The organism is Pararobbsia silviterrae (genome assembly GCF_003628125.1).
Lineage (GTDB): Bacteria > Pseudomonadota > Gammaproteobacteria > Burkholderiales > Burkholderiaceae > Pararobbsia > Pararobbsia silviterrae.
Map to the genome: position 1 here is coordinate 121,163 of NZ_RBZU01000004.1, position 18,799 is coordinate 139,961.

An 18,799-nucleotide genomic window follows, 5' to 3' on the forward strand; every position below is an offset into this window, starting at 1 on the left:
GCACGTGTGCGCGCCATAGATACGCGCGTTATCCACGCCTCAACGCCTCAACGACATCGCGGCGTCGAGGTTCAGGTTGCGTCGTGGATCGGCGCGCGCGCCTCGGACGCATCGGCCTGCGCAAGCTGTTCGAGACGTTCGAACAGCCGTGCACGCCAGACGGCGAGCGCGGGATCCGCGCGATCGCGCGGACGCGACGCGCCGATCTCGAACGTGTCGACGATGCGTCCCGGGTTCGCGGCCATCACGACGATCCGGTCGCTCAGATACAGGGCTTCGTCGAGATCGTGCGTGACGACGAGCGCGGCTGTATGGTGCGCGCGCGTGACGGACAGCAGCAGCGATTGAAGCCGCATGCGCGTGAGCGCGTCGACCGCGCTGAACGGTTCGTCGAGTAACAGCAGATCGGGCCGCGTATAGAGGCTGCGCGCGAGCGCGACGCGTTGCGCCATGCCGCCCGAGAGCGTTTTGGGCCACGCGTGTTCGCGTCCGGCGAGGCCGACCTCGGCGAGCAAATGCCGAGCGCGTGCTGTGTCTTCGCGTTGCGCGCCGCCGATAAAGCTCACGTTCTTGTCGACGCGCAGCCAGGGCAGCAGCCGCGGCTCCTGAAACATGATGCCGATACGGCTCGAGGGTCCGTCGATCGTTTGACCGCCGAGCGCGATCGTGCCGTCGTAATCGGGATCGAGGCCCGCGATGATGCGCAACAACGTGCTTTTGCCGCATCCGCTCGGACCGATAAGGCTGACGATCTCACCCGCGCGAATCTGCAGTGCGACGTCGTCGAGCACCCTATGCGTCCCGAAGCGGCGCGAAATTTGTCTGGCATCGAGCAGTTCATTCGCCATGGTCGTGTCCTGCCGATGCGATCGCGATGACGGGCGGCGTCGGCACGCGCGCGCCGATGCGGGGAGGCGTGGCGTCGTAGGCGCCGGGTTCGGACGTGTCGTGCGTCGCGCCGTGCGCGTCGCTGATATGGGATTCGACCGCGTCGTCCGACGCACGGTCGGTATCGCGCCAGCGCAGACTGCGCTGCTCGATGAATTTGAGCACGCTGTCGCTGAGCTTGCCGAGCAGGCCGAACAGCACGATCGCGGCAAACACCCAGTCCGTGCGACCGGTTTCGCGGCCGTCGCTGAGCAGATAACCGAGTCCGCGCGTCGCCGCGATCAGTTCGGCGGCGACGACGAACATCCATGCGACCGCGAGTCCGATCCGCAAGCCCGCGAAGATCTGCGGCAGCGCGGCCGGCAACAAAATGCGCCGGACCAGCGCCGCACGGCTCAGGCCCGCGACCTTGCCGAGTTCGACGAGTTTGCGGTCGACGCCATGGATGCCCGACACGACACTCAAATGCACCGGAAAGAACGCGCCGATCGCGACGAGCGTGATCTTCGGCGCCTCATCGATGCCCATCCAGAGCAGCAGCACGGGCACCCACGCAAGCGAGGGGATCGCGCGCAGTGCCTGGAATGTCGGATCGAGCACGGCTTCGAGACGGCGGCTGAGCCCCATCGCGCCGCCGATCAGCACCGCGCAGATCGAGCCCAGCGCAAACCCGGCAAACACGCGCGCGGTGCTTGCGCCGATATGACGAAGCAGACGTTCGGCGCCCATCTGGTACAGCGACGCGGCGACTTCGCTCGGCGCGGGGACGAGGTTCGACGCGAGCCAGCCCGCGCGGACCGCGATTTCGACGAGCGCGAGCACGACGAAAGGCAAAGCGATGCCCGCGCGGCGCCAGGTCCGTAACGACAGCGGCCGGCGTCGTGCAACGTCGGCCGCGTCGGGCGCAGGCGCGGCACGCGTCGCCGAGGACACGCGGGACGGGTTCGGAGCGGGCGCGGGATCGTTCATGGCGCGTCGAAAGCGGGGGCGTTGAGTACGGGGTATCGAGCGTTTATTGCGCGGCAACGGGCGTCGCGAGCGCGCGATGCGCGGTCTGCGTATCGACGAGCGCGTCGATGACCTGGTCGAGATGCGTGCCGGGCTTCACGAGCTGCTCGTCGGTCAGGATCGGTGCGGCGGCCTTGAGCGCCTCGATATGTTCCTTGCCCGGATACGGATTCGAGAAGTCGTTGCGTTCGAGCTGGAGCTTCGCGACGGGCAACGAGATATTCGCGGATTCCGCGACGATCTTTGCTGCGTCGTCCGGGTGCGCGATGATCCACGTGCGTGCGCGGTCGTAGATTCTGAGCACGCGCGCGACGGTGTCCGGATGCTCGCTGAGGAACGCTTGGCGGACATTCAGAAAGCCGTACGTATTGAAGTTCACGTTGCGGTAGAGCAGGCGCGCGCCGTTGTCGATCTGCGCGGCGGCCATATGCGGATCGAGTCCGGCCCAGGCGTCGACCTGACCGTTGATCAGCGCGGTGCGGCCATCGGGATGCTGGAGGTTCACGAGTTCGACGTCGTCGCGCGAGAGACCGACCGTGTGCAGCGCGCGCAGCGTGAAGAGGAACGGGTCGGTGCCCTTGGTCGCCGCGATCTTCTTGCCCTTGAGATCGGACAGCGTCTTGAGCGGCGAATCCTTGCTCACGACGAGCGCGGTCCATTCGGGGCGCGAATAGATATAGACCGCCTGAATCGGATTGCCGTTGGCTTTGCCGAGCACGGCGGCGAGGCCGGCCGTCGAACCGAAATCGATCGCGTTGCTGTTCAGGTATTCGAGCGCGCGATTGCTGCCGAGGCTCAGGACCCACTTGACCGACGTGTGATCGGGCGCGAATTCGCTTTCGAGCCAGCCGAAGCGTTTGACGACGAGACTTTCCGGCGAGTAGTACGCGTAATCGAGCTTGATTTCCGTAGGCGCCGCGGCGGCGGCCGAAGCGAAGGTGGCGGTGAAGCCGGCTACGGCGATCGTGAGCCCGAGCGCAAACCCCATTGCGGTGCGGAGCAGGGAAGCCATCATCGTCCTTGTTGTCATGTGGACCGAAAATGGTATGTCGCCGCGGTTCGCGTGGGAAACGACGAGTCATGGAAAGCTTATGACGGAACGCGTGAAGTCGAAGCCCCGGGGGGCGCGGCGCGGGCTGGGCCGCGGACAGGCGGTGTAAAGTACGCGCTTCAGTTTGCCCATGGATGCGGCAATCCGTCCGAGGATTGCCCCGACTCGCTGGAGAGCCTGTCATGCTGCTGCCGAATACGGATCTGCATTTGAAGCCCGTCAAACTCGACGAACTCCGCCCGACGCAGATGACGGTCGGCTATCGAGAGGTCGCCAAGAAACACGAACATTGGCAGACGCTCGGCGCGAAAGCGCGCGACAGCTCGGTCGCATCGCATTGGTTTCCCGCGATTCTGGGCCCCAAAGCGCGCTACTACATCGTCGATCATCATCATCTGGGCCTCGCGTGGCTCGAATGCGCGGTCGAGACCGTCAACGTAACGGTGCTCAAGGATTTATCGTGGCTCGACCCGACGATCTTCTGGCGCATGATGGAACACAACCAATGGGTCCATCCGTTCGATGCGCAAGGCAATCGGCGCGACTATGAGGCGTTGCCCGAACGCTTGACGGATCTCGTCGACGATCCGTTCCGGAGCCTCGCGGGCGAATTGCGGGTTGCGGGCGGCTACGCAAAGGACGCGACGCCGTTTAGCGAATTTCTGTGGGCCGATTATTTGCGGCAGAAGATGACGGCCAAGCAAATCAAGCGCGATTTCGACGCGGCCTTGAAAGACGCACTCGACCACGCGCATGCGCAGGAAGCCCGCTATCTGCCCGGATGGTGCGGGACCATCGAGCCGTCGCCGGTTGCCCCTGAATCGAAAGCCGCGTCAAAGTCCGAATCGAAGTCCGATTCAAAGCCGAAGAAAATCAAGTCCAAGAAAAGCGAGTAGGACCGCGGCGTCCGTGCATCGCATGAATGACGTGCCCGGGGCTCGGAAGGATCATTTCCTGGCGAGACGCGTTGACGCTCGCGGGCCCCATGTTCGCGGCGATGTCATTCGATCAGGCCGGGACCATCGCGTCGTAGAGTCTCGCGTCGCGTGCGGGCGAGACGCCGACCTTGCTCGCCGACGTCAGTCGATGACCGCCTGGTGCGGTGCACGCGCGAGACGCGCTTCGCTCGCCTAGACTTGAAGTGGGGCGCCGACGCGTGCGGATGTCACGCCGCCGGCCCGCTTTATTCATGGCCGAGGGAGGGTGTCCGTCATGAACGCGATGCATGGGCTTCGGATTGCAAGCCTGCTTGTTGGCGGGTTGATCGGCATGGGTCTGGAAACCGGACATTCGGCGCAGGCCGAACCGGCCAACGCGGCGCAGCCGATCCGAATTCTCGAAGCGACCTACGGGCAGCGTTGCGGCGTGACGCCCGGCAATGCAACGGATGAGGTCGCGCGCCGCTGCAATGGCGTGCAGACATGCACATACGCAGTGCCGACGCGCCTGCCGATACAATCGGGCGCGACATCGCAGGGTGCATGCCGCGGCGACTTCCAGGCGACGTGGCAATGCGGCGACGACGGGATTCATGTCGCCGCGCTCGGCGCTTCGGTTTCGCCGGGCGATGTGCTCATTCTGAGCTGCGTGCCCGAGACCGGGCCCGGCCGTTAGGACGTATGCCCTGCACGTCCGCTCGATGCGTTCGTGCAGGGTGTCGACCTGAACGTCTGCCGAACGCGTTCGCCGTGCCTAGAACAACGGATGCAGTTCCGGATGCAGCGCGGCGCGCAGCGCAAACGCGCCGAGCACGACGAAGATGACCGCGGCGAGCACGTGCACGGCCTTGGTCGGCAAGCGATCGGCGAATTTATGGCCGAGATAGATGACAGGCACGTTCGCCAGCATCATGCCGAGCGTCGTGCCCGCGACGACGCCGAAGAATTCGTGGAAACGCGCGGCTAGCGCGATCGTGACGACTTGGGTCTTGTCGCCCATTTCCGCAAGAAAGAATGTGACGACGGTCGTGCCGAACACGCCGAGACGCTGTTTGGTTTCGACCGCGTCCGCGTCGTCGAGCGTGTCGGGGATCAGGATCCAGACGGCCATCACGGCGAATGAAGCGACGACGGCCCAGTTCATGATCGACGGGTGGATCACGCTCGCGAGCCACGCCCCCAACGCGCCGGAAAACCCATGATTGACGAGTGTCGCGACAAGCACGCCGAGCACGATGGGCACGGGCTTGCGATAGCGCGCGGCAAGCACGAGCGAGAGCAATTGAGTCTTGTCGCCAATTTCGGCGAGACCGACCACACTGGTCGAGACGAGAAACGATTCCATGGGGATTGTTATATCCGGGCCGCACTGTCCATGCGCGATGACTCATACGCCCGCGACCCGGCTCGGTGGACGTATGCGCCATCGGTCTTGCCAGGCTTGACGCTGCGCACGCCATGAGCGATCTGTCGATCCTCAAGTATGTTGACGTGCGCCCCCGGACGTTGCGTCCAGGGCGGCTACTCCCCGAAAGAGCGGCGCCATTTTAGCGAAAAGGCAAACCGCAAGGCAAGGGGATTGAGCGTCGCGACGCAGCCGCATCCGTCGATATTCGGCGCGGCACGCGTGCACGAAGTACGGATTTGAACGATGCGCACGGTACCTTTTTTGCGTGAAAACGTGCGCCATTCTTTCCGATGCATCCCTTTCTTAAGAGGAAATCGCGCGCATATATGGCCGATCTATCGCGAATTTTCCTGCTGACGATTTGCGGCGTCGAATGTCCCGTCATGGATGGCCGGTCGTTTTGAACGGGGGCTGCGCGGTTCGTCAAAAGTAGGGCGCTAGCCGTGTAAGATGCGGAGAATCCGCCCATATGGCCTCCCGGATTTTGCCGCGACTCCCCCGACGATGAAGCGAAACCCGACCGATGATATCGATGCATACTGGCCTTCGGTCCTCGTCGAGCGTGTCTGGGAGTATGCGATTTTCCGATTGACCGAAGACGGGGTCATCGCGAGTTGGAATCCGGGGGCGGCGCGCATCAAGGGCTATGAAGCCCAGGAAGCGATCGGTCGGCACTTTTCGATGTTCTATACCGAAGACGATCGTCGCGAGCACATTCCCGATGTCGCATTGCGTATTGCGCGCGAACGCGGGCAGTACGAATCCGAGGGGTGGCGCGTGCGCAAGGACGGCGTGACGTTCTGGGCGAGCGTCGTCATCGCGGCGCTGCATGACGCGCAGGGCCGGCTCGTCGGTTTCGGCAAAATCGTCCGCGACACGACCGACAAGCGCATCGCCTACGAAGCCGTGATCGAGAGCGAGCGCCGGTTCCGCCTGCTCGTGCAGGGCGTCACCGATTACGCGATCTTCATGTTGTCACCGGACGGCCTCGTGACGAACTGGAATCTGGGCGCCGCGCGCATCAAGGGCTATGAAGCGACCGAAGTCATCGGCACGCATTTCCGGCGCTTCTATGCGCCCGAGGACGCGCTGCGCGGGCTGCCCGAGCTTGGGCTGCGCACGGCCGCATCCGAAGGGCGATTCGAAACGGAAGGATGGCGGATCCGCAAGGACGGCAGCCGCTTCTGGGCAAACGTCGTGATCGACGCGATACGCGACGAGACGGGCGAGCTCATCGGCTTTGCGAAGATCACGCGCGACGTGACCGAGCGTCGAACCGCGCATGAGGAGCTCGAAAAGGCCCGCGCGGCGCTGCTCCAATCGCAAAAGATGGAGGCGGTCGGCAAGCTGACGGGCGGCGTCGCGCACGATTTCAACAATGTCCTGCAGGTCGTGCGCGGCAATCTCGAACTGCTCGAAGGCCGGCATGCGCGCGACGGCTGGACGAAGGAACGCCTCGACAAGGCGATCGAGGCCGTCGATCACGGCGCGAGTCTCGCGTCGCAATTGCTCGCGTTCGGTCGTCGTCAGGCGCTACAGCCGATCGTCGTCGATCCGGCCGTCATGATCCGGAGCATGGACGATTTGCTGCGGCGTGCGCTCGGCGAAATGATCGATGTCAAGACCGTCATCGCGACCGATCTCTGGAACACGTTCGTCGATCCGAATCATCTCGAGAACGTCGTGTTGAATCTCGCGATCAATGCGCGCGATGCGATGCCCGAGGGCGGCAAGCTGACGCTCGACGTGTCGAACACGCAGCTCGACGCGCATTACATCGCGGGCGCCGACGACGTCGGCGCGGGCGAATATGTGCTGTTCGCGATTACAGATACGGGAACCGGCATGACGGCCGAGGTCATCGAGCGCGCGTTCGAGCCGTTCTTCACGACGAAGCCCGAAGGACAGGGTACCGGTCTTGGCTTGAGCATGGCGTATGGTTTCGTCAAGCAAAGCGGCGGGCATATTCGTATCTATAGCGAACTGGGCTACGGAACCACGATCAAGATCTATTTGCCGCGTTCGACCGAGCAAGCGGCCGCGATCGAACCGAAGTCGCCCGTTGCGCTGACCGGTGGCACGGAGACGATTCTCGTCGTCGAAGACGATCGCCGCGTGCAGGCGACTGTCGTCGAAACCTTGCGGCAACTCGGCTATACGGTGTTCAAGGCGGATAACGCGGAGAGCGCGCTCGCGATCGTGCAGAGCGGGATTCATATCGATCTGCTGTTCACGGACGTCGTCATGCCCGGCGCGATGCGCAGCACCGATCTCGCTGCGCAGGCCACGCGCTCGATTCCGAGCCTCAAGGTGCTGTTCACGTCGGGCTATACGCAGGATGCGATCGTGCATGGCGGCCGGCTCGATCCGGGCATTCAGTTACTGAGCAAGCCGTATAGCCGCGAGGAGCTTGCGTCGAAGATTCGCCGCGCGCTCGGCATGTGGGGGGCGGTGGAGGTCGAACTCGCCGCGCAGGCGGATGCGGCGCGCGCTGCGACGCATGATGAATCCGCGCGCGACGATGATGCTGCGCGGGCGCATCGCGCCGCGTCGGATCTCGCGATCCTCGTCGTCGACGACGATGGCGCGTCGCGCGAAGCCATCAGCGAGTTGCTCGAGAGCATGGGATACGACGTGCAGCAGGCGGCGGATGCCGAGCAGGCGATGCATGCGTTGATCGAAAAAAAGACTGATGTGCTGCTGACGGATCTCGCATTGCCGGGGCAATCGGGTCTCGAACTCGCGCGGTCGGCGCTCGCGCGCGATCCGGATCTCAAGGTCATTTTTGCGTCGGGGCGCGAAGCGCCGAGTCGCGACGAGGCCGGGTTCGATTGCGCATCGCTGCGTAAGCCGTTCAGCATCGAGCAGCTTCATGGCCTGATCGCGTCGATCGAGGACGCGCGGGCCGACACGGGTCGGCGCGGCTAAATCGACAGACGTGCGCGATCGCGCGCGTCATTGTGACCGATGTACGCACGCGCCATGCGCGTCGATACCGATCGCGGGCGCCATCACGAGACGGCTCGGAAAATCTGACGGGGTGCGCGGCTGAGCCGGAGGGTCCGACGTATCGGGGTGGGGTCCGGGTACGCGTGTTGCGAACGCATGACGTGCGCAATCCGCGCTAATCAACGGAGAGCACCATGAACAAGGACCATGTGAAGGGAGAAGCCGAGAAGCTCAAGGGCAAGGTCAACGAGGCCGTCGGCAAGATGCGCGGTGACACGGCGCAGGAACTCAAGGGCGATCTGCAGCAAGGCGCCGGCGAGGCGCGCAAACGCGTCGGCGACGTCAAGGACGCGCTGCGCCACGATACCGATCGGACCGGCAAGATCTAGCCGTCGCGCGCGCGGGCCTCGTATGGGGCTCGCGCCCGTGATTCGGTTCGAGCCGTCGACCCGCTGGATCGGCGATCGGACGTCAAGCTTTCAGCGAGATCCGCGGAGACGACGCGATGTACGCCGCATTCGGATGGGAACTCCGTCGACTGTGATTTCCCGGGTACTGCCGTGCCGCTTGACGAGATTCGGTAGACTATGCATATTCAGGCTCGATCGAAGCCGCGCAATCCTGGATATCGCATGAAACCGTCCGTCGCTCTAGAAGTCCATCGGCATGACATTCGACGCGTGGTCGCGACGCATCACGCGACGAACGCTCGCGTGTTCGGCTCGGTCGCCCATGGCGACGACGCCGACGGCAGCGACCTTGATCTATTGGTGGATCCCACGCCGGAGACGACGCTGTTTGACCTCGGCGCGATTCGTCACGAATTACGCCGCTTGTTGGGCGTCCCGGTCGATGTACTCACGCCCAAATCGCTGCCCGACGCGTTCCGCTCGACGGTCCTTGCCGAGGCCGTCCCCGTATGACGCGGGACGTCCAGCGCCTTCCCGACTATTTGAACCATATTGTCGAAGCCATCGACCGTATCGCCCGCTATACCGATTCGCTATCCGAGGATGATTTTCTGCTGAGCGATATCGTGCAGGATGCGGTGATTCGCAACCTGGAAATCATCGGAGAGGCCGCGGCCGCGCGCAATATTTCGCATCGATATCCCGAGTTTGCAGAGACGCATGTCGAGCTTCCGTTGTCGGCTGCCTATGAAATGCGTAACGTCCTCGCGCACGGCTACTTCACGGTGGATCTCGGTATCGTCTGGAAGACGATTCAGCGGAATCTGCCGCCGCTGCGCGAGGCCATCGTCGGCGTCATGAGCGAAGCCGTGCTGCGTCGTACTGCATCGAGATCCTGAGCATTGCGGATCGGCGCCGTTTGAAAGCGAGCCGTTCGAACGCAACCGATACGGTCGTGAAGTCACTCCGTGTCGAAGCGATAACCTCACGACCGCTGCGAACCGCTAACCCCGTTCCCACTCCGCGCGTAATGTCTCGCGGACCACGCGCGACGCCGCGCGATGGGCGCCTTCGAGGCGGCTTTCGAGTCCGCGCGACGGATCGTTGCGGATGTCGGTCAGCGCGTCCGCGAGCGTGCGTTCGACCGCGTCCAGATCGTCTCGCGACGGCGCATCCGGCGCGCCGACATCGAGCAATTTCCACAGCAAGCCCAGCGACGCATAACTGCCGATGTCGTAGGCCATCGGCGGCACGTTCGCGGCGAACGCCTCAAGCGCCGCCACCGAACGCATCGTCACGCGCGCCGCGGAAGCCTTGCCCATCGCATGAACCATGACCTCGGGATCGGACAGCGCAATGATCCGGTTCGCCTGGTACCCATGCGCGAGAAACGCCCCCGACATCGCACGTCCGACGATCAAGGCAATGACCGGATGCCCTTCGAGACGCGCCGTCGCATACGCATCCGCCGCCGCGGCAAGCGCCTGATGAATCCCGTATGCCTCTTCGCTACGCCCGTACGCCTGACTCGCGACATCGACGACTGCGACGATCGGCCGCTTGCGTACGGCGTCCGCATCGGCCGCGATCACGTCGCGGAGCGCGCGAGCCAATTGCCATCCCTCGACGAGACCGACTTCCCCGCCGCGCGCACGCGGAAACGGATTGTCGGGATCGGGCACGACGGCGATATAGCGCGCGGATTCGCCGTCGAGCACGGCATCGACGACACGCAGCGACGCCGGATAACCGGTCAAGGGCGTTGCGCCGCGCGTCAGCGCGTCGAGCCATACCGTGCCGCGCTTCGAGTATCCGGTCTCGCTCATGACTTGAATCCCTTGCTGTAGATCGCTTCGACTTGCGCGGCGGTCGCGGCCTGTCCGGCCGGCACCTCGCTCAGACGATGCAGAAAACCCGCGACGCGTTCGCTGCGGCACGCATCGGGACGTCCCTCACGCAACGCTGTGACGACAACGTCGCGCACCGCATGCGCATCGTCGTCGACGAACACGTCGGCGAGCGCGGTCCGATATCGCTGAAGTCCGCCCGTGAGACCCCAGATGAGTCCGCGATCGCGCGAATCGAATTCGGCGACGCCGGCTTCCTGCTCGATGACCTGCGGTCCATTCAGACCGAGCCGCGCTTCGCGCGTGACGATCAGATAACTGCAGACGCCCGCGGCGATCGACATGCCGCCATAGCAGCCGATCGGGCCGGCCGTGATGCCGATGACCGGCTGATAGCGGCGCAGATCGACAATCGCCGCCTGAATCTCCGCGATCGCGGCGAGACCGAGGTTCGCTTCCTGCAGCCGCACGCCGCCGGTTTCGAACAGGATCACGGCGCGTGTCGGAACGCCCTTGCGATTGTCCTCGGCCGCGAGTTCGAGGCTGCCCGCGATCTTCGCGGCCGATACCTCGCCCATACTGCCGCCCTGGAATGCGCCGTCGATGCCGAGCACCACAGCGGGTTGCCCATCGATCGTGCCCTTCGCGACGACGACGCCGTCGTCGGCTTGCGTGACGATCCCTTGTTGCTTGAGCCAAGGCGAAACGACGCGCTCGAACGGATCGATGAGCTCGCGAAACGTGCCCCGATCGAGCAGACGGACCGCGCGTTCGCGCGCACTGAGTTCGATAAAGCTTTCGCGATCGAGCAAGGCTTGCGTGTCCATGGCCGTGGCCTTATCCAGGTTATCCATGCGCGTGCTCCAGGGCTTCGAACGCCTGCAGAATGCGCATCTGCACGACGCCCGGCGTGGCGCCGAAGTCATTGATTTCAAGCGTGACAGCAGGATGCGCGCCGTCGCCGAGCACGCGGTCGAGCACCGCGCGCCAGAGATGTCCCATGCCGTCGACGGACGTCGTGACCTGGACGCGCGTGCGGGCCGTCGCGCTCGCTTCGAGCAGCACTTCGAGATCGCCCGATGCGACGACGCCGGCGAGTGCGCGCCCCTGTGTCGACCGCGCGGCCGGAAAGTCGAGTTCGATGCGTTCCATCAGTCGTTCTCCGAAGAGGGGTGTTCCGCGGGATGTTCCGCGTCGAGGCCCGCAAGCCGATCGAGAAACAGCGCGGCGGCGAGCAGATCGGCAGCGCCGCCCGGCGATACATGAAGATCGAGCAGACGACGGTCGAGCGCCTTGAGCGCGCGGCGCCCTTCAGGCGAGCCCGCGCCGCCGCGTTCGAGCGTGTCGCGCGCGCCGTGTTGCAGCGTGCGCAGCGCGTCGCGTCCGCCGCGCGCGAGCACGCATGTATCGTCGAGACTCGCCATGATCGCGAGCAAGGCATTGAGACGCGCGGCCGTTTCGGTGTCGCCAGCGCATCGCGAGCGCGCGAGTTCGGGAAGCGCAACATCGATGACATGCGGAAATGCGGCTTGCGCCTGCCCGCATGCGCCCCCGACTTGATACGTACGGCGCGCGGCTTCGCCTTTGTTGCCCGTCGTCGCGGGAGCGTGGCGATCGGGCAGACGCGCGAGCGCACCGGCGCGCGACGCGACGTCCGCGGCAGACAGGCGATCGAGATCCTGCGCGGCCGCGGTCACGAGCAGGCCGAGCGCCCAGATCGCACCGCGATGCGTATTGATGCCGCCCGTCGCGTCGAACATGCGCGCCTCGCCCTCGCGGCCAAGTGCACCGATCGTTTCGCGGAGCCGGCGATCGTCAAGGATCGACAGGCCTGCGCGCGCCATCGCCTCGAAGGCAGGCTGCAACGCGGTCGCCGACGTACACATGAGCGACCAGCTCAGATCGCGGTGCGCGCCGCTGCCGCGCAGATCGACGAGTCCGGGTTTCGGCGACAGCGTGACCTCGTCGATCAGCGCGGCGACGACGGACTCGGCGAGGCGCGCGGCGCTCACGCCGTGCGGTGCACGGAGGTCGCGCGCGCAGACGCGCTTCGCGGGCAGATCGGCGCACATCGAAAACAGATCGGCCGGATAGAGCTTCGGCATCGACTGAAGCGGGCTGGATGTCGGCGACGCGGACGTTGACGCCATCGACACGAACATCGGGCCGGATGCCGGCATCCGGGCGTGCCGCGAAAAACGGTCGATCGCCATCACCAGCTCCTGAATCGTGCGGGCGGCTCGTACAGATCGCCCGACCACGCAACGAGGTCGGCCATGCTCTTGGCGGCCAGCAAGGAACGGCTCGCCTCGGTCGGATGGATGCCGAGATCCTCGGGCAGCGCGACGAGACCGTCGTGCCGCAATTGCGCGCGCTCGGCCGGCGTGCTGCGCAGACCGATCGGCGTGACGCCGGCCACCGCGGCGATCATCTTCTTGCGTTCTTCGAGCGAGCGCGCCTTGTACAGATAGGCGATGCCTTCCTCGGTCAGCACATGCGTGACGTCGTCGCCATAGATCATGACGGGCGCGAGCGGCATGCCCGCGACCTTGCCGACTTCGACCGCGTCGAGCGATTCGACGATCGTCGGCTGCGTGCCCGACTGGAACGTCTCGACCATCTGCACGACGAGTTTGCGGCCGCGTTCGAGCGGATCGTCGGTCTGCAACAGATCGAGCCATGCGGGTGTCGCATGACGGCGTCCATGCGGATCGTGGCCCATGTTCGGCGCGCCGCCGAAGCCCGTCAGACGCCCGTGCGTGACCGTCGACGAATTGCCGAGACCGTCCATCTGCAGCGTCGAACCGATGAACATATCGACCGCGTATTGACCGGCAAGCTGACACATCGCGCGGTTCGAGCGCATCGATCCGTCGCGGCCCGTGAAGAACACATCGGGCCGCGCGGCGACATAGCGTTCCATGCCGAGCTCGCCGCCGAAACTGTGCACGCTTTCGACCCAGCCCGACTCGATCGCGGGAATCAGCGTCGGGTGCGGATTCAACGTCCAGTGGCGGCAGATCTTGCCCTTGAGGCCGAGCTTCTCGCCATAGGTCGGCAGGATCAGTTCGATGGCCGCGGTATTGAAGCCGATGCCGTGGTTCAGCGATTGGACCTGATGTTTCTCATAGACGCCGCGAATCGCGAGCATCGCCATCAGCACATGAATCGGCTTGATCAGACGTGGATCGCGCGTGAACAAAGGCTCGATGAAGAACGGCTTGTCGGACTGGACGACGAAGTCGATCCACGACCCCGGGATATCGACGCGCGGCAGGTCTTTCGGATCGTCGACGATCTCGTTGACCTGCGCGATCACGAGGCCGTCGCGAAACGCGGCCGCTTCGACGAGCGCCGGCGTGTCTTCGGTGCTCGGTCCCGTATAGAGGTTGCCCTGACGGTCGGCCTTGTAACCCGCGACGAGCACCATGTTCGGACACAGATCGACGTAAAGCCGCGCGTAGAGCTCGATATACGTATGGATCGCGCCGATCTCGAGGTTGCCGTCAGCGAGGAACTGCGAGATCCGCAGGCTTTGCGCTCCGGCGTACGCGAAGTCGAGCTTGCGCGCGATGCCGCGCTCGAACAGATCGAGATGCTCGGCACGGCTGACCGCCGGAATGATCATGTGAAGGTGGTTCACGCGGGCCGGATCGACCTTGGCCAGTTCGCGCGACAGGAAATCCGCCTGCTTCTGGTTGTTGCCTTCGAGCGCCACCTTGTCGCCGGGCACCAGCAGTTTTTCGAACACCTCGACCATGCGCGCGGTCGGAATCACGACGCCGTCGACGATGCCGGCGACGCTGGCCACGCGTCGCGCTTTCTCGGCGCGTCGCGTCGCCCAGCGCGCGGGCGGCGGGTTTTGCATCTCCATGGTGCCTCTCTCGCTGTGATCTTCGGACGCAGTCTAGGGAGTCGGGTTCGCCCGTGCAATCACGCTTCTCGCGGGACCGTTATCCGCAGAGTAACGGTTTCGGGCGCGAAATGGCTACGAAATGGGCCATGCGAATCCGCTATGCGAACACCGCATGCGGTACGTGTGCCGAAGCCGACCGTGTCGAACCGACCGTGTCGGACTGACCGTGTCGGACTGACCGTGTCGAAACGCGTTGTCGTTTTTACCGTGGGAATCGCCGCGGCGCGCGCCGATGCGGCCGCGCGAAGTCGAAATCGATGCCGTCGCGCCTCGATGCGAAACGAATCCGTCGATGGCGCCCGACGCGGGCGCAGGGTATTCGCGTCGACGGTAAGGAACATGTCTTGCGTGCCCTGTGTCGGCTTCGCCATCCAAGGAGGATTCGACATGTCACAGAAACACGCCGCTCATGCAGGCACGCATGCAGCCAGCCACGCAGCCAGTCACGTCCGCGCATCGGTCCACACGGCCGAACATGGCGGCAGCTATCTTTGGGCCATTACGTTGCTCGACACCGATCGCCACGATGTCCGGCGCGTGCTGTTGTCCGACGATGCGTTCGCGACGCCGGCCGCCGCGCGCGACGCGGGCGAAGCCGCGCTCAAGGGGATGTCGCAGGACCACTGACGCATGAACGGGGCGATGGCCGTGTCGGCCGTCGCCCTCGCGCAGGGGATCGACGTAATCGGCTACCTGGCCGGTTGCGGGTTAGAACGCGCGCGCATTTTGCGCGGCGCGCTCATGTCCGCGACGACGACACGAAGCTGAACGCGAGAATCGCGAAGATCAGCACGCCGGTCGAGACTTGCTGCCAATAGAAATTCCAGCCGATCAGCAGCAAGCCGTTCGCGACGACGTTGAGGAACAGGACGCCGAGAAGCGTGCCGACGATATTCGGCCGGCCGGTGCGGCTCAGTGTCGTGCCGATGAACGTCGCGCCGATCGCATTGAGCATGAAGGCATTGCCCGACAGCGGCACATATGCGCTGACCGTCGACGACAGCACGATGCCGGCAACCGCGGCCGCGAGCGCGCATGCGATATACGTGAGCCCGCTGACGCGGCGCGCGCGCAAGCCCGAGTAATACGCGACGGCTGGCTGCTCGCCGACCGCGATCAGCGCGCGGCCGAATCGCCCGCGCGCGAGCACGAGGCCATAGACGGCGGCGACGCCCGCAACGATCAGAAGCGGCACGGGAATGCCGCCGAGCTTCGCCGACGCGAGTCCGATATGCACGCCCGGGATCAGGTAAATCGGCAGGCCGCCGCCCGAGAGCAGTTGCTGGACGCTCGTGCCGACGAACAGGGTGCCGAGTGTGGCGAGAAAAGGCGTCAGGCGCAGTCCGCCGATCAACACGGCGTTGAAGGCGCCGGCTGCCGCCCCGGCCGCGAGCGCGCCGGCCGAGGCCGTCGCGAAGCCGAAGCCGCTGTTCAACAACACGATGAACGCGAGGCTCGAAAAATCGAGCGCCGTGCCGACCGACAGATCGATGCCGCCCGCGGCGACCGCGATCGTCATGCCGGTCGAGACGATCGCAAGCAGCGTGAAGTTGTTGAGCAGCAGGCTCGTCAGGTTGGCGACCGTGAGAAACGTCGGCGTCGTGAGCGCAAAGAACACGACGACGGCGATGAAGACGGCGGGCACGGCGAGCCGGTGCCACGCGAGCGGCGCGCGGCGCTCGCGGGCCGGTGATGCCGCTGCGGTATCACTCATGTCGGCGCTCATATCAGATCGCCTCCCGTTGCAATGCGGTCGATGCGGCGACGACCGCGATGATGAGCACGCCCTGAACGCCGTTGACCCAGAAGCTCGAAATGTTGAGCAACTGAAATCCGTTGATCAGCAGCCCGACGAACAGCGCCGCGATCAGCGAACCCGATACGGTCGGCACGAGCCGCCGTGAAAACATCACGCCGAGATAGGCGATCGCGACGACCGACAGCAGCATCTCGCCCGAACCGGTCGTGCTGCCGTTGAAGAACGCGGCCGAGCAGAGCGCGGCGAGCGCGCCGCAACCGCCGCTGATCACATAGCTCGACGCGATATACGGCTTGAGTCCGATGCCGCTCGCGCGCGCGGCGTCCGGATGCTCGCCGACCGCATAGAGGCGCAAGCCGAACGGCGTGTACTGGATCGCGGCGATGAGCAGCGCGGCGCTGGCGAGCAGGATCCACGCGAGCATCGGCATGCCGAGCGGACCCGCTCCCGCGAGCATCGTCAGCAGCGGCGAATCCGCGGGCACGACCGTGTTCTGCGTGAGCACGAGTTCGAGGCCGGCCGCGAGGTTCATCGTCGCGAGCGTCGCGAGCAGCGGCGGCAGACGCAGCAGAACGACCGCGATCGCATTGAGGCCGCCGATCGCGAGACCCGTCGCGAACGCCGCCGCGACAGCGAGCGTATCGCCATGGCCCGCGTGAACGAGCGTCGCGTAGACGGCCGCGCTGAGGCCGAGATTCGCGGCGAGCGACAAATCGATGCCGCCCGTGACGACATGGCGTCCGCCGCCGATGATGACGATCGTCAGGCCGAACGCGAGCAGGCCCGGCAGCGCGGATTGCGCGACGACGTTCGCGAGGTTCGCCGGCGTCGCGAAGTTCGGCGCGGTGAGGCCGAACACGACGAGAATCAGCGCGAACGCGACAAACGAGCCGCGCCGCGAAAGCGTCAAGGCGAGCGCGCGCGCATGGCTGCGCGTGCGGCGGCGTGTGGGAGCGGGGGAGGCCTGCGCCGATGCGGCGCGCAGGTCGAGCCCTTCAGATTGCGACATGGGTGGGTTCCTCGCTGGATGTCGCACGCGCGGCGAGCGGCGTCTGGGCTGCGCCGAATGCGGATAAGGCGCCGGTGTCGCTCGCGTGCGCGTCGCGCGCATGCGCGCCGGTCGCGCAGGCCAGCAACGCGTCGCTGTCGGCTTCGCCGGCGTCGAAGGTCCGCGCGATGCGGCCGCGATACATCACGGCGACGCGATCGCAAATGCCGATGAGTTCCTGCAGATCGGACGACAGCACGAGTACGCCCGCGCCGCCTTCGACGAGCGTGGCGATCAGTTTGTAGATCTCGACCTTCGCGCCGATATCGACGCCGACGGTCGGTTCGTCGAGGATGTAGAGCCGCGATTGCCGGCTCAGCCACTTCGCGAGCGCGACCTTCTGCTGGTTGCCGCCGCTGAGCTGACGCGCGAGCGCATGCGGTCCCGGCGTGCGGATCGCGAGATCGTCGATCAGACGCGCGACGGCCGAGCGTTCGCGCACGCGCGATAGAAAACCCAGACGCGAGAATGTACGCAGGCTCGCGAGCGTGGCGTTCTCGGTGACGGACAGCGATGGCGCAATGCCTTGCGCGCGCCGATCCTCGGGCACCAGCGCGATACCGCGCGTGACGGCCTCGCGCGGCGAGCGCAGCGTGACGGGCGCCGCATCGATCGCAATCGTGCCCGCATCGGGCGATTCAAGTCCGAACAGCGACCTGACCAACGCCTTCGCTCCCGAGCCGACGAGCCCCGTGAGTCCGACGACTTCGCCGCGATGGACCGACAGCGAGACGTCGTCGTAGGCGCGATCGAGCGTGAGCCCTTGCACGTCGAGCACGACGTTGCCGCGCGAGGCCGTATGCCGCGGATACATCTCGGCCACGTCGCGATTGACCATGCGGCGCGCGATCTCGGCGACCGGTGTCGCGGCCGGATCGACGACGCCGACGTCGCGGCCGTTGCGCAGAATCGTGACGGCGTCGCAGAGCGCTTCGATTTCCTGCAGATAGTGCGAGATATAGATGATCGTGAGTCCGCTGTCGCGCAGTCGGCGGATGATGCCGAGCAACTGGTCGACCTCGCGCTTGACGAGCGACGCGGTCGGCTCGTCGAAGACGAGCACCGACGGATTCGCGAGCAGCGCGCGAGAGATCTGCACGATCTGTTGCTGCGCCGTGTTCAGTTCCGCGATGCGCGCGCCCGGCGGCAACGTCACGTCGAACAGCGAATGAATGACCTCGGCGGCGCGCCGTTGCATCGCGCGTCGGTCGAGCCACGGCCCTTTGCGAATCTCGCGGCCGAGAAAGAGCGCTTCGCCGACCGTGAAGCTTGGCGCAAGCAGACGATCCTGGTGAATGAAATGCACGCCGAGCGATTCGACGGCCGACGGATCGAGATCGGCGACCGTATGGCCGCCGATCCGGATGATGCCGGCATCGGGCGCGTGAATGCCCGCGAGGACCTTGATCAGCGTCGATTTGCCCGCGCCGTTCTCGCCGACGAGACCGTGCACGCTTCCGCGCGCGACGCGCAACGATGCGCCGTCGAGCGCGCGATGCGCGCCGAATTGCTTGACGATCCCTTCGAGATCGATGGCGAGCTCAGGAACCGAGACCGTCGATGTCATCGTTGCGCTC

The 18,799-nt window shown here is 65.3% G+C and carries 18 protein-coding genes, 1 pseudogene and 1 riboswitch; of the genes and pseudogenes, 7 read left to right on the plus strand and 12 right to left on the minus strand.

The window, feature by feature from the left end; genetic code table 11:
* Positions 1 to 71 precede the first annotated feature (71 nt).
* Genes D7S86_RS11015 through D7S86_RS11025 form a run of 3 tightly spaced genes read right to left on the minus strand, consistent with a single transcriptional unit; the run spans position 72 to position 2,884 of the window.
* Positions 72 to 848 (minus strand): ABC transporter ATP-binding protein, encoded by a 777-nt coding sequence (locus D7S86_RS11015; RefSeq protein ID WP_121086342.1) that lies wholly within the window; start codon positions 846 to 848, stop codon positions 72 to 74.
* Entirely contained in the window at positions 838 to 1,857 is a 1,020-nt protein-coding gene (locus tag D7S86_RS11020) for an ABC transporter permease (protein ID WP_121086344.1), read from the minus strand. The genes D7S86_RS11015 and D7S86_RS11020 overlap by 11 nt, the downstream gene beginning before the upstream one ends.
* A gap of 43 nt (positions 1,858 to 1,900) precedes the next feature.
* Entirely contained in the window at positions 1,901 to 2,884 is a 984-nt protein-coding gene (locus D7S86_RS11025; protein ID WP_240648110.1) for an aliphatic sulfonate ABC transporter substrate-binding protein, read from the minus strand.
* A 245-nt stretch (positions 2,885 to 3,129) separates the two neighbouring features.
* Between D7S86_RS11025 and D7S86_RS11030 the strand changes: the two are divergent.
* Positions 3,130 to 3,744 (plus strand): annotated as a pseudogene (locus D7S86_RS11030) (ParB-like protein); the annotation flags it as partial.
* Positions 3,745 to 4,159: 415 nt separating this feature from the next.
* Entirely contained in the window at positions 4,160 to 4,561 is a 402-nt protein-coding gene (locus D7S86_RS11035; RefSeq protein ID WP_147432295.1) for a hypothetical protein, read from the plus strand.
* A 78-nt stretch (positions 4,562 to 4,639) separates the two neighbouring features.
* Here the strand turns inward: D7S86_RS11035 and D7S86_RS11040 are convergent, their stop codons facing one another.
* Positions 4,640 to 5,230, minus strand: coding sequence for a TMEM165/GDT1 family protein (locus tag D7S86_RS11040; RefSeq protein WP_121086352.1), 591 nt, complete (start codon positions 5,228 to 5,230; stop codon positions 4,640 to 4,642).
* Positions 5,231 to 5,246: 16 nt separating this feature from the next.
* Positions 5,247 to 5,420: riboswitch (yybP-ykoY riboswitch) on the minus strand.
* Between the two features lie 377 nt (positions 5,421 to 5,797).
* Between D7S86_RS11040 and D7S86_RS11045 the strand changes: the two genes are divergently transcribed.
* The 4 genes from D7S86_RS11045 (at position 5,798) to D7S86_RS11060 (ending at position 9,551) form a co-directional block, all read left to right on the plus strand.
* Positions 5,798 to 8,221 (plus strand): hybrid sensor histidine kinase/response regulator, encoded by a 2,424-nt coding sequence (locus tag D7S86_RS11045; RefSeq protein WP_121086354.1) that lies wholly within the window; start codon positions 5,798 to 5,800, stop codon positions 8,219 to 8,221.
* 215 nt (positions 8,222 to 8,436) lie between these two features.
* Complete coding sequence (locus D7S86_RS11050; protein WP_121086356.1) at positions 8,437 to 8,631, plus strand: CsbD family protein; 195 nt, start codon at positions 8,437 to 8,439, stop codon at positions 8,629 to 8,631.
* A 243-nt stretch (positions 8,632 to 8,874) separates the two neighbouring features.
* Positions 8,875 to 9,165 carry a nucleotidyltransferase family protein gene (locus D7S86_RS11055; protein ID WP_121086358.1) on the plus strand — a complete coding sequence of 97 codons (291 nt, stop codon included), beginning with the start codon at positions 8,875 to 8,877 and terminating at the stop codon, positions 9,163 to 9,165.
* Positions 9,162 to 9,551, plus strand: coding sequence for a HepT-like ribonuclease domain-containing protein (locus tag D7S86_RS11060; protein WP_121086360.1), 390 nt, complete (start codon positions 9,162 to 9,164; stop codon positions 9,549 to 9,551). The genes D7S86_RS11055 and D7S86_RS11060 overlap by 4 nt, the downstream gene beginning before the upstream one ends.
* 105 nt (positions 9,552 to 9,656) lie before the next feature.
* On the opposite strand, the gene mdcE is transcribed toward D7S86_RS11060, so the two are convergent.
* The 5 genes from mdcE to mdcA form a co-directional block, all read right to left on the minus strand.
* Complete coding sequence (gene mdcE, locus D7S86_RS11065) at positions 9,657 to 10,478, minus strand: biotin-independent malonate decarboxylase subunit gamma (protein WP_121086362.1); 822 nt, start codon at positions 10,476 to 10,478, stop codon at positions 9,657 to 9,659.
* The gene (locus D7S86_RS11070; RefSeq protein WP_121086901.1) at positions 10,475 to 11,326 is read right to left on the minus strand and encodes a biotin-independent malonate decarboxylase subunit beta; all 852 of its coding nucleotides are present in this window, start codon (positions 11,324 to 11,326) and stop codon (positions 10,475 to 10,477) included. The genes mdcE and D7S86_RS11070 overlap by 4 nt, the downstream gene beginning before the upstream one ends.
* A gap of 19 nt (positions 11,327 to 11,345) precedes the next feature.
* A complete protein-coding gene (locus D7S86_RS11075; protein WP_121086364.1) occupies positions 11,346 to 11,651 on the minus strand; it encodes a malonate decarboxylase subunit delta in 306 nt (101 codons plus the stop codon).
* Positions 11,651 to 12,571 carry a triphosphoribosyl-dephospho-CoA synthase gene (locus D7S86_RS11080; RefSeq protein WP_420813236.1) on the minus strand — a complete coding sequence of 307 codons (921 nt, stop codon included), beginning with the start codon at positions 12,569 to 12,571 and terminating at the stop codon, positions 11,651 to 11,653. Before D7S86_RS11080 ends, D7S86_RS11075 begins: the two co-directional genes overlap by 1 nt.
* 140 nt (positions 12,572 to 12,711) lie before the next feature.
* The gene (gene mdcA, locus D7S86_RS11085) at positions 12,712 to 14,373 is read right to left on the minus strand and encodes a malonate decarboxylase subunit alpha (protein ID WP_121086366.1); all 1,662 of its coding nucleotides are present in this window, start codon (positions 14,371 to 14,373) and stop codon (positions 12,712 to 12,714) included.
* A 429-nt stretch (positions 14,374 to 14,802) separates the two neighbouring features.
* Between mdcA and D7S86_RS11090 the strand changes: the two genes are divergently transcribed.
* Positions 14,803 to 15,042: a hypothetical protein gene (locus D7S86_RS11090; protein ID WP_121086368.1), complete on the plus strand. Its 240-nt coding sequence runs from the start codon at positions 14,803 to 14,805 to the stop codon at positions 15,040 to 15,042.
* 112 nt (positions 15,043 to 15,154) lie between these two features.
* On the opposite strand, the gene D7S86_RS11095 is transcribed toward D7S86_RS11090, so the two are convergent.
* The 3 genes from D7S86_RS11095 to D7S86_RS11105 are packed head-to-tail and all read right to left on the minus strand — an operon-like array spanning position 15,155 to position 18,789.
* Positions 15,155 to 16,129, minus strand: coding sequence for an ABC transporter permease (locus tag D7S86_RS11095; RefSeq protein ID WP_205962789.1), 975 nt, complete (start codon positions 16,127 to 16,129; stop codon positions 15,155 to 15,157).
* A gap of 13 nt (positions 16,130 to 16,142) precedes the next feature.
* A complete protein-coding gene (locus D7S86_RS11100; RefSeq protein WP_121086371.1) occupies positions 16,143 to 17,183 on the minus strand; it encodes an ABC transporter permease in 1,041 nt (346 codons plus the stop codon).
* Complete coding sequence (locus tag D7S86_RS11105) at positions 17,170 to 18,789, minus strand: sugar ABC transporter ATP-binding protein (protein ID WP_121086373.1); 1,620 nt, start codon at positions 18,787 to 18,789, stop codon at positions 17,170 to 17,172. The genes D7S86_RS11100 and D7S86_RS11105 overlap by 14 nt, the downstream gene beginning before the upstream one ends.
* Between the last annotated feature and the right edge of the window lie 10 nt (positions 18,790 to 18,799).

What these genes read in the sequence shown, in the direction of transcription:
- mdcE (WP_121086362.1), bottom strand. Translation starts at nt 10,478, where the DNA reads ATGAGCGAGACCGGATACTCGAAGCGCGGCACGGTATGGCTCGACGCG.
- D7S86_RS11090 (WP_121086368.1), top strand. Translation starts at nt 14,803, where the DNA reads ATGTCACAGAAACACGCCGCTCATGCAGGCACGCATGCAGCCAGCCAC.
- D7S86_RS11020 (WP_121086344.1), bottom strand. Translation starts at nt 1,857, where the DNA reads ATGAACGATCCCGCGCCCGCTCCGAACCCGTCCCGCGTGTCCTCGGCG.
- D7S86_RS11060 (WP_121086360.1), top strand. Translation starts at nt 9,162, where the DNA reads ATGACGCGGGACGTCCAGCGCCTTCCCGACTATTTGAACCATATTGTC.
- D7S86_RS11095 (WP_205962789.1), bottom strand. Translation starts at nt 16,129, where the DNA reads ATGAGTGATACCGCAGCGGCATCACCGGCCCGCGAGCGCCGCGCGCCG.
- D7S86_RS11035 (WP_147432295.1), top strand. Translation starts at nt 4,160, where the DNA reads ATGAACGCGATGCATGGGCTTCGGATTGCAAGCCTGCTTGTTGGCGGG.
- D7S86_RS11015 (WP_121086342.1), bottom strand. Translation starts at nt 848, where the DNA reads ATGGCGAATGAACTGCTCGATGCCAGACAAATTTCGCGCCGCTTCGGG.
- D7S86_RS11045 (WP_121086354.1), top strand. Translation starts at nt 5,798, where the DNA reads ATGAAGCGAAACCCGACCGATGATATCGATGCATACTGGCCTTCGGTC.
- D7S86_RS11050 (WP_121086356.1), top strand. Translation starts at nt 8,437, where the DNA reads ATGAACAAGGACCATGTGAAGGGAGAAGCCGAGAAGCTCAAGGGCAAG.
- D7S86_RS11080 (WP_420813236.1), bottom strand. Translation starts at nt 12,571, where the DNA reads ATGTGCGCCGATCTGCCCGCGAAGCGCGTCTGCGCGCGCGACCTCCGT.
- mdcA (WP_121086366.1), bottom strand. Translation starts at nt 14,373, where the DNA reads ATGGAGATGCAAAACCCGCCGCCCGCGCGCTGGGCGACGCGACGCGCC.
- D7S86_RS11105 (WP_121086373.1), bottom strand. Translation starts at nt 18,789, where the DNA reads ATGACATCGACGGTCTCGGTTCCTGAGCTCGCCATCGATCTCGAAGGG.
- D7S86_RS11100 (WP_121086371.1), bottom strand. Translation starts at nt 17,183, where the DNA reads ATGTCGCAATCTGAAGGGCTCGACCTGCGCGCCGCATCGGCGCAGGCC.
- D7S86_RS11075 (WP_121086364.1), bottom strand. Translation starts at nt 11,651, where the DNA reads ATGGAACGCATCGAACTCGACTTTCCGGCCGCGCGGTCGACACAGGGG.
- D7S86_RS11025 (WP_240648110.1), bottom strand. Translation starts at nt 2,884, where the DNA reads ATGGGGTTTGCGCTCGGGCTCACGATCGCCGTAGCCGGCTTCACCGCC.
- D7S86_RS11055 (WP_121086358.1), top strand. Translation starts at nt 8,875, where the DNA reads ATGAAACCGTCCGTCGCTCTAGAAGTCCATCGGCATGACATTCGACGC.
- D7S86_RS11040 (WP_121086352.1), bottom strand. Translation starts at nt 5,230, where the DNA reads ATGGAATCGTTTCTCGTCTCGACCAGTGTGGTCGGTCTCGCCGAAATT.
- D7S86_RS11070 (WP_121086901.1), bottom strand. Translation starts at nt 11,326, where the DNA reads ATGGACACGCAAGCCTTGCTCGATCGCGAAAGCTTTATCGAACTCAGT.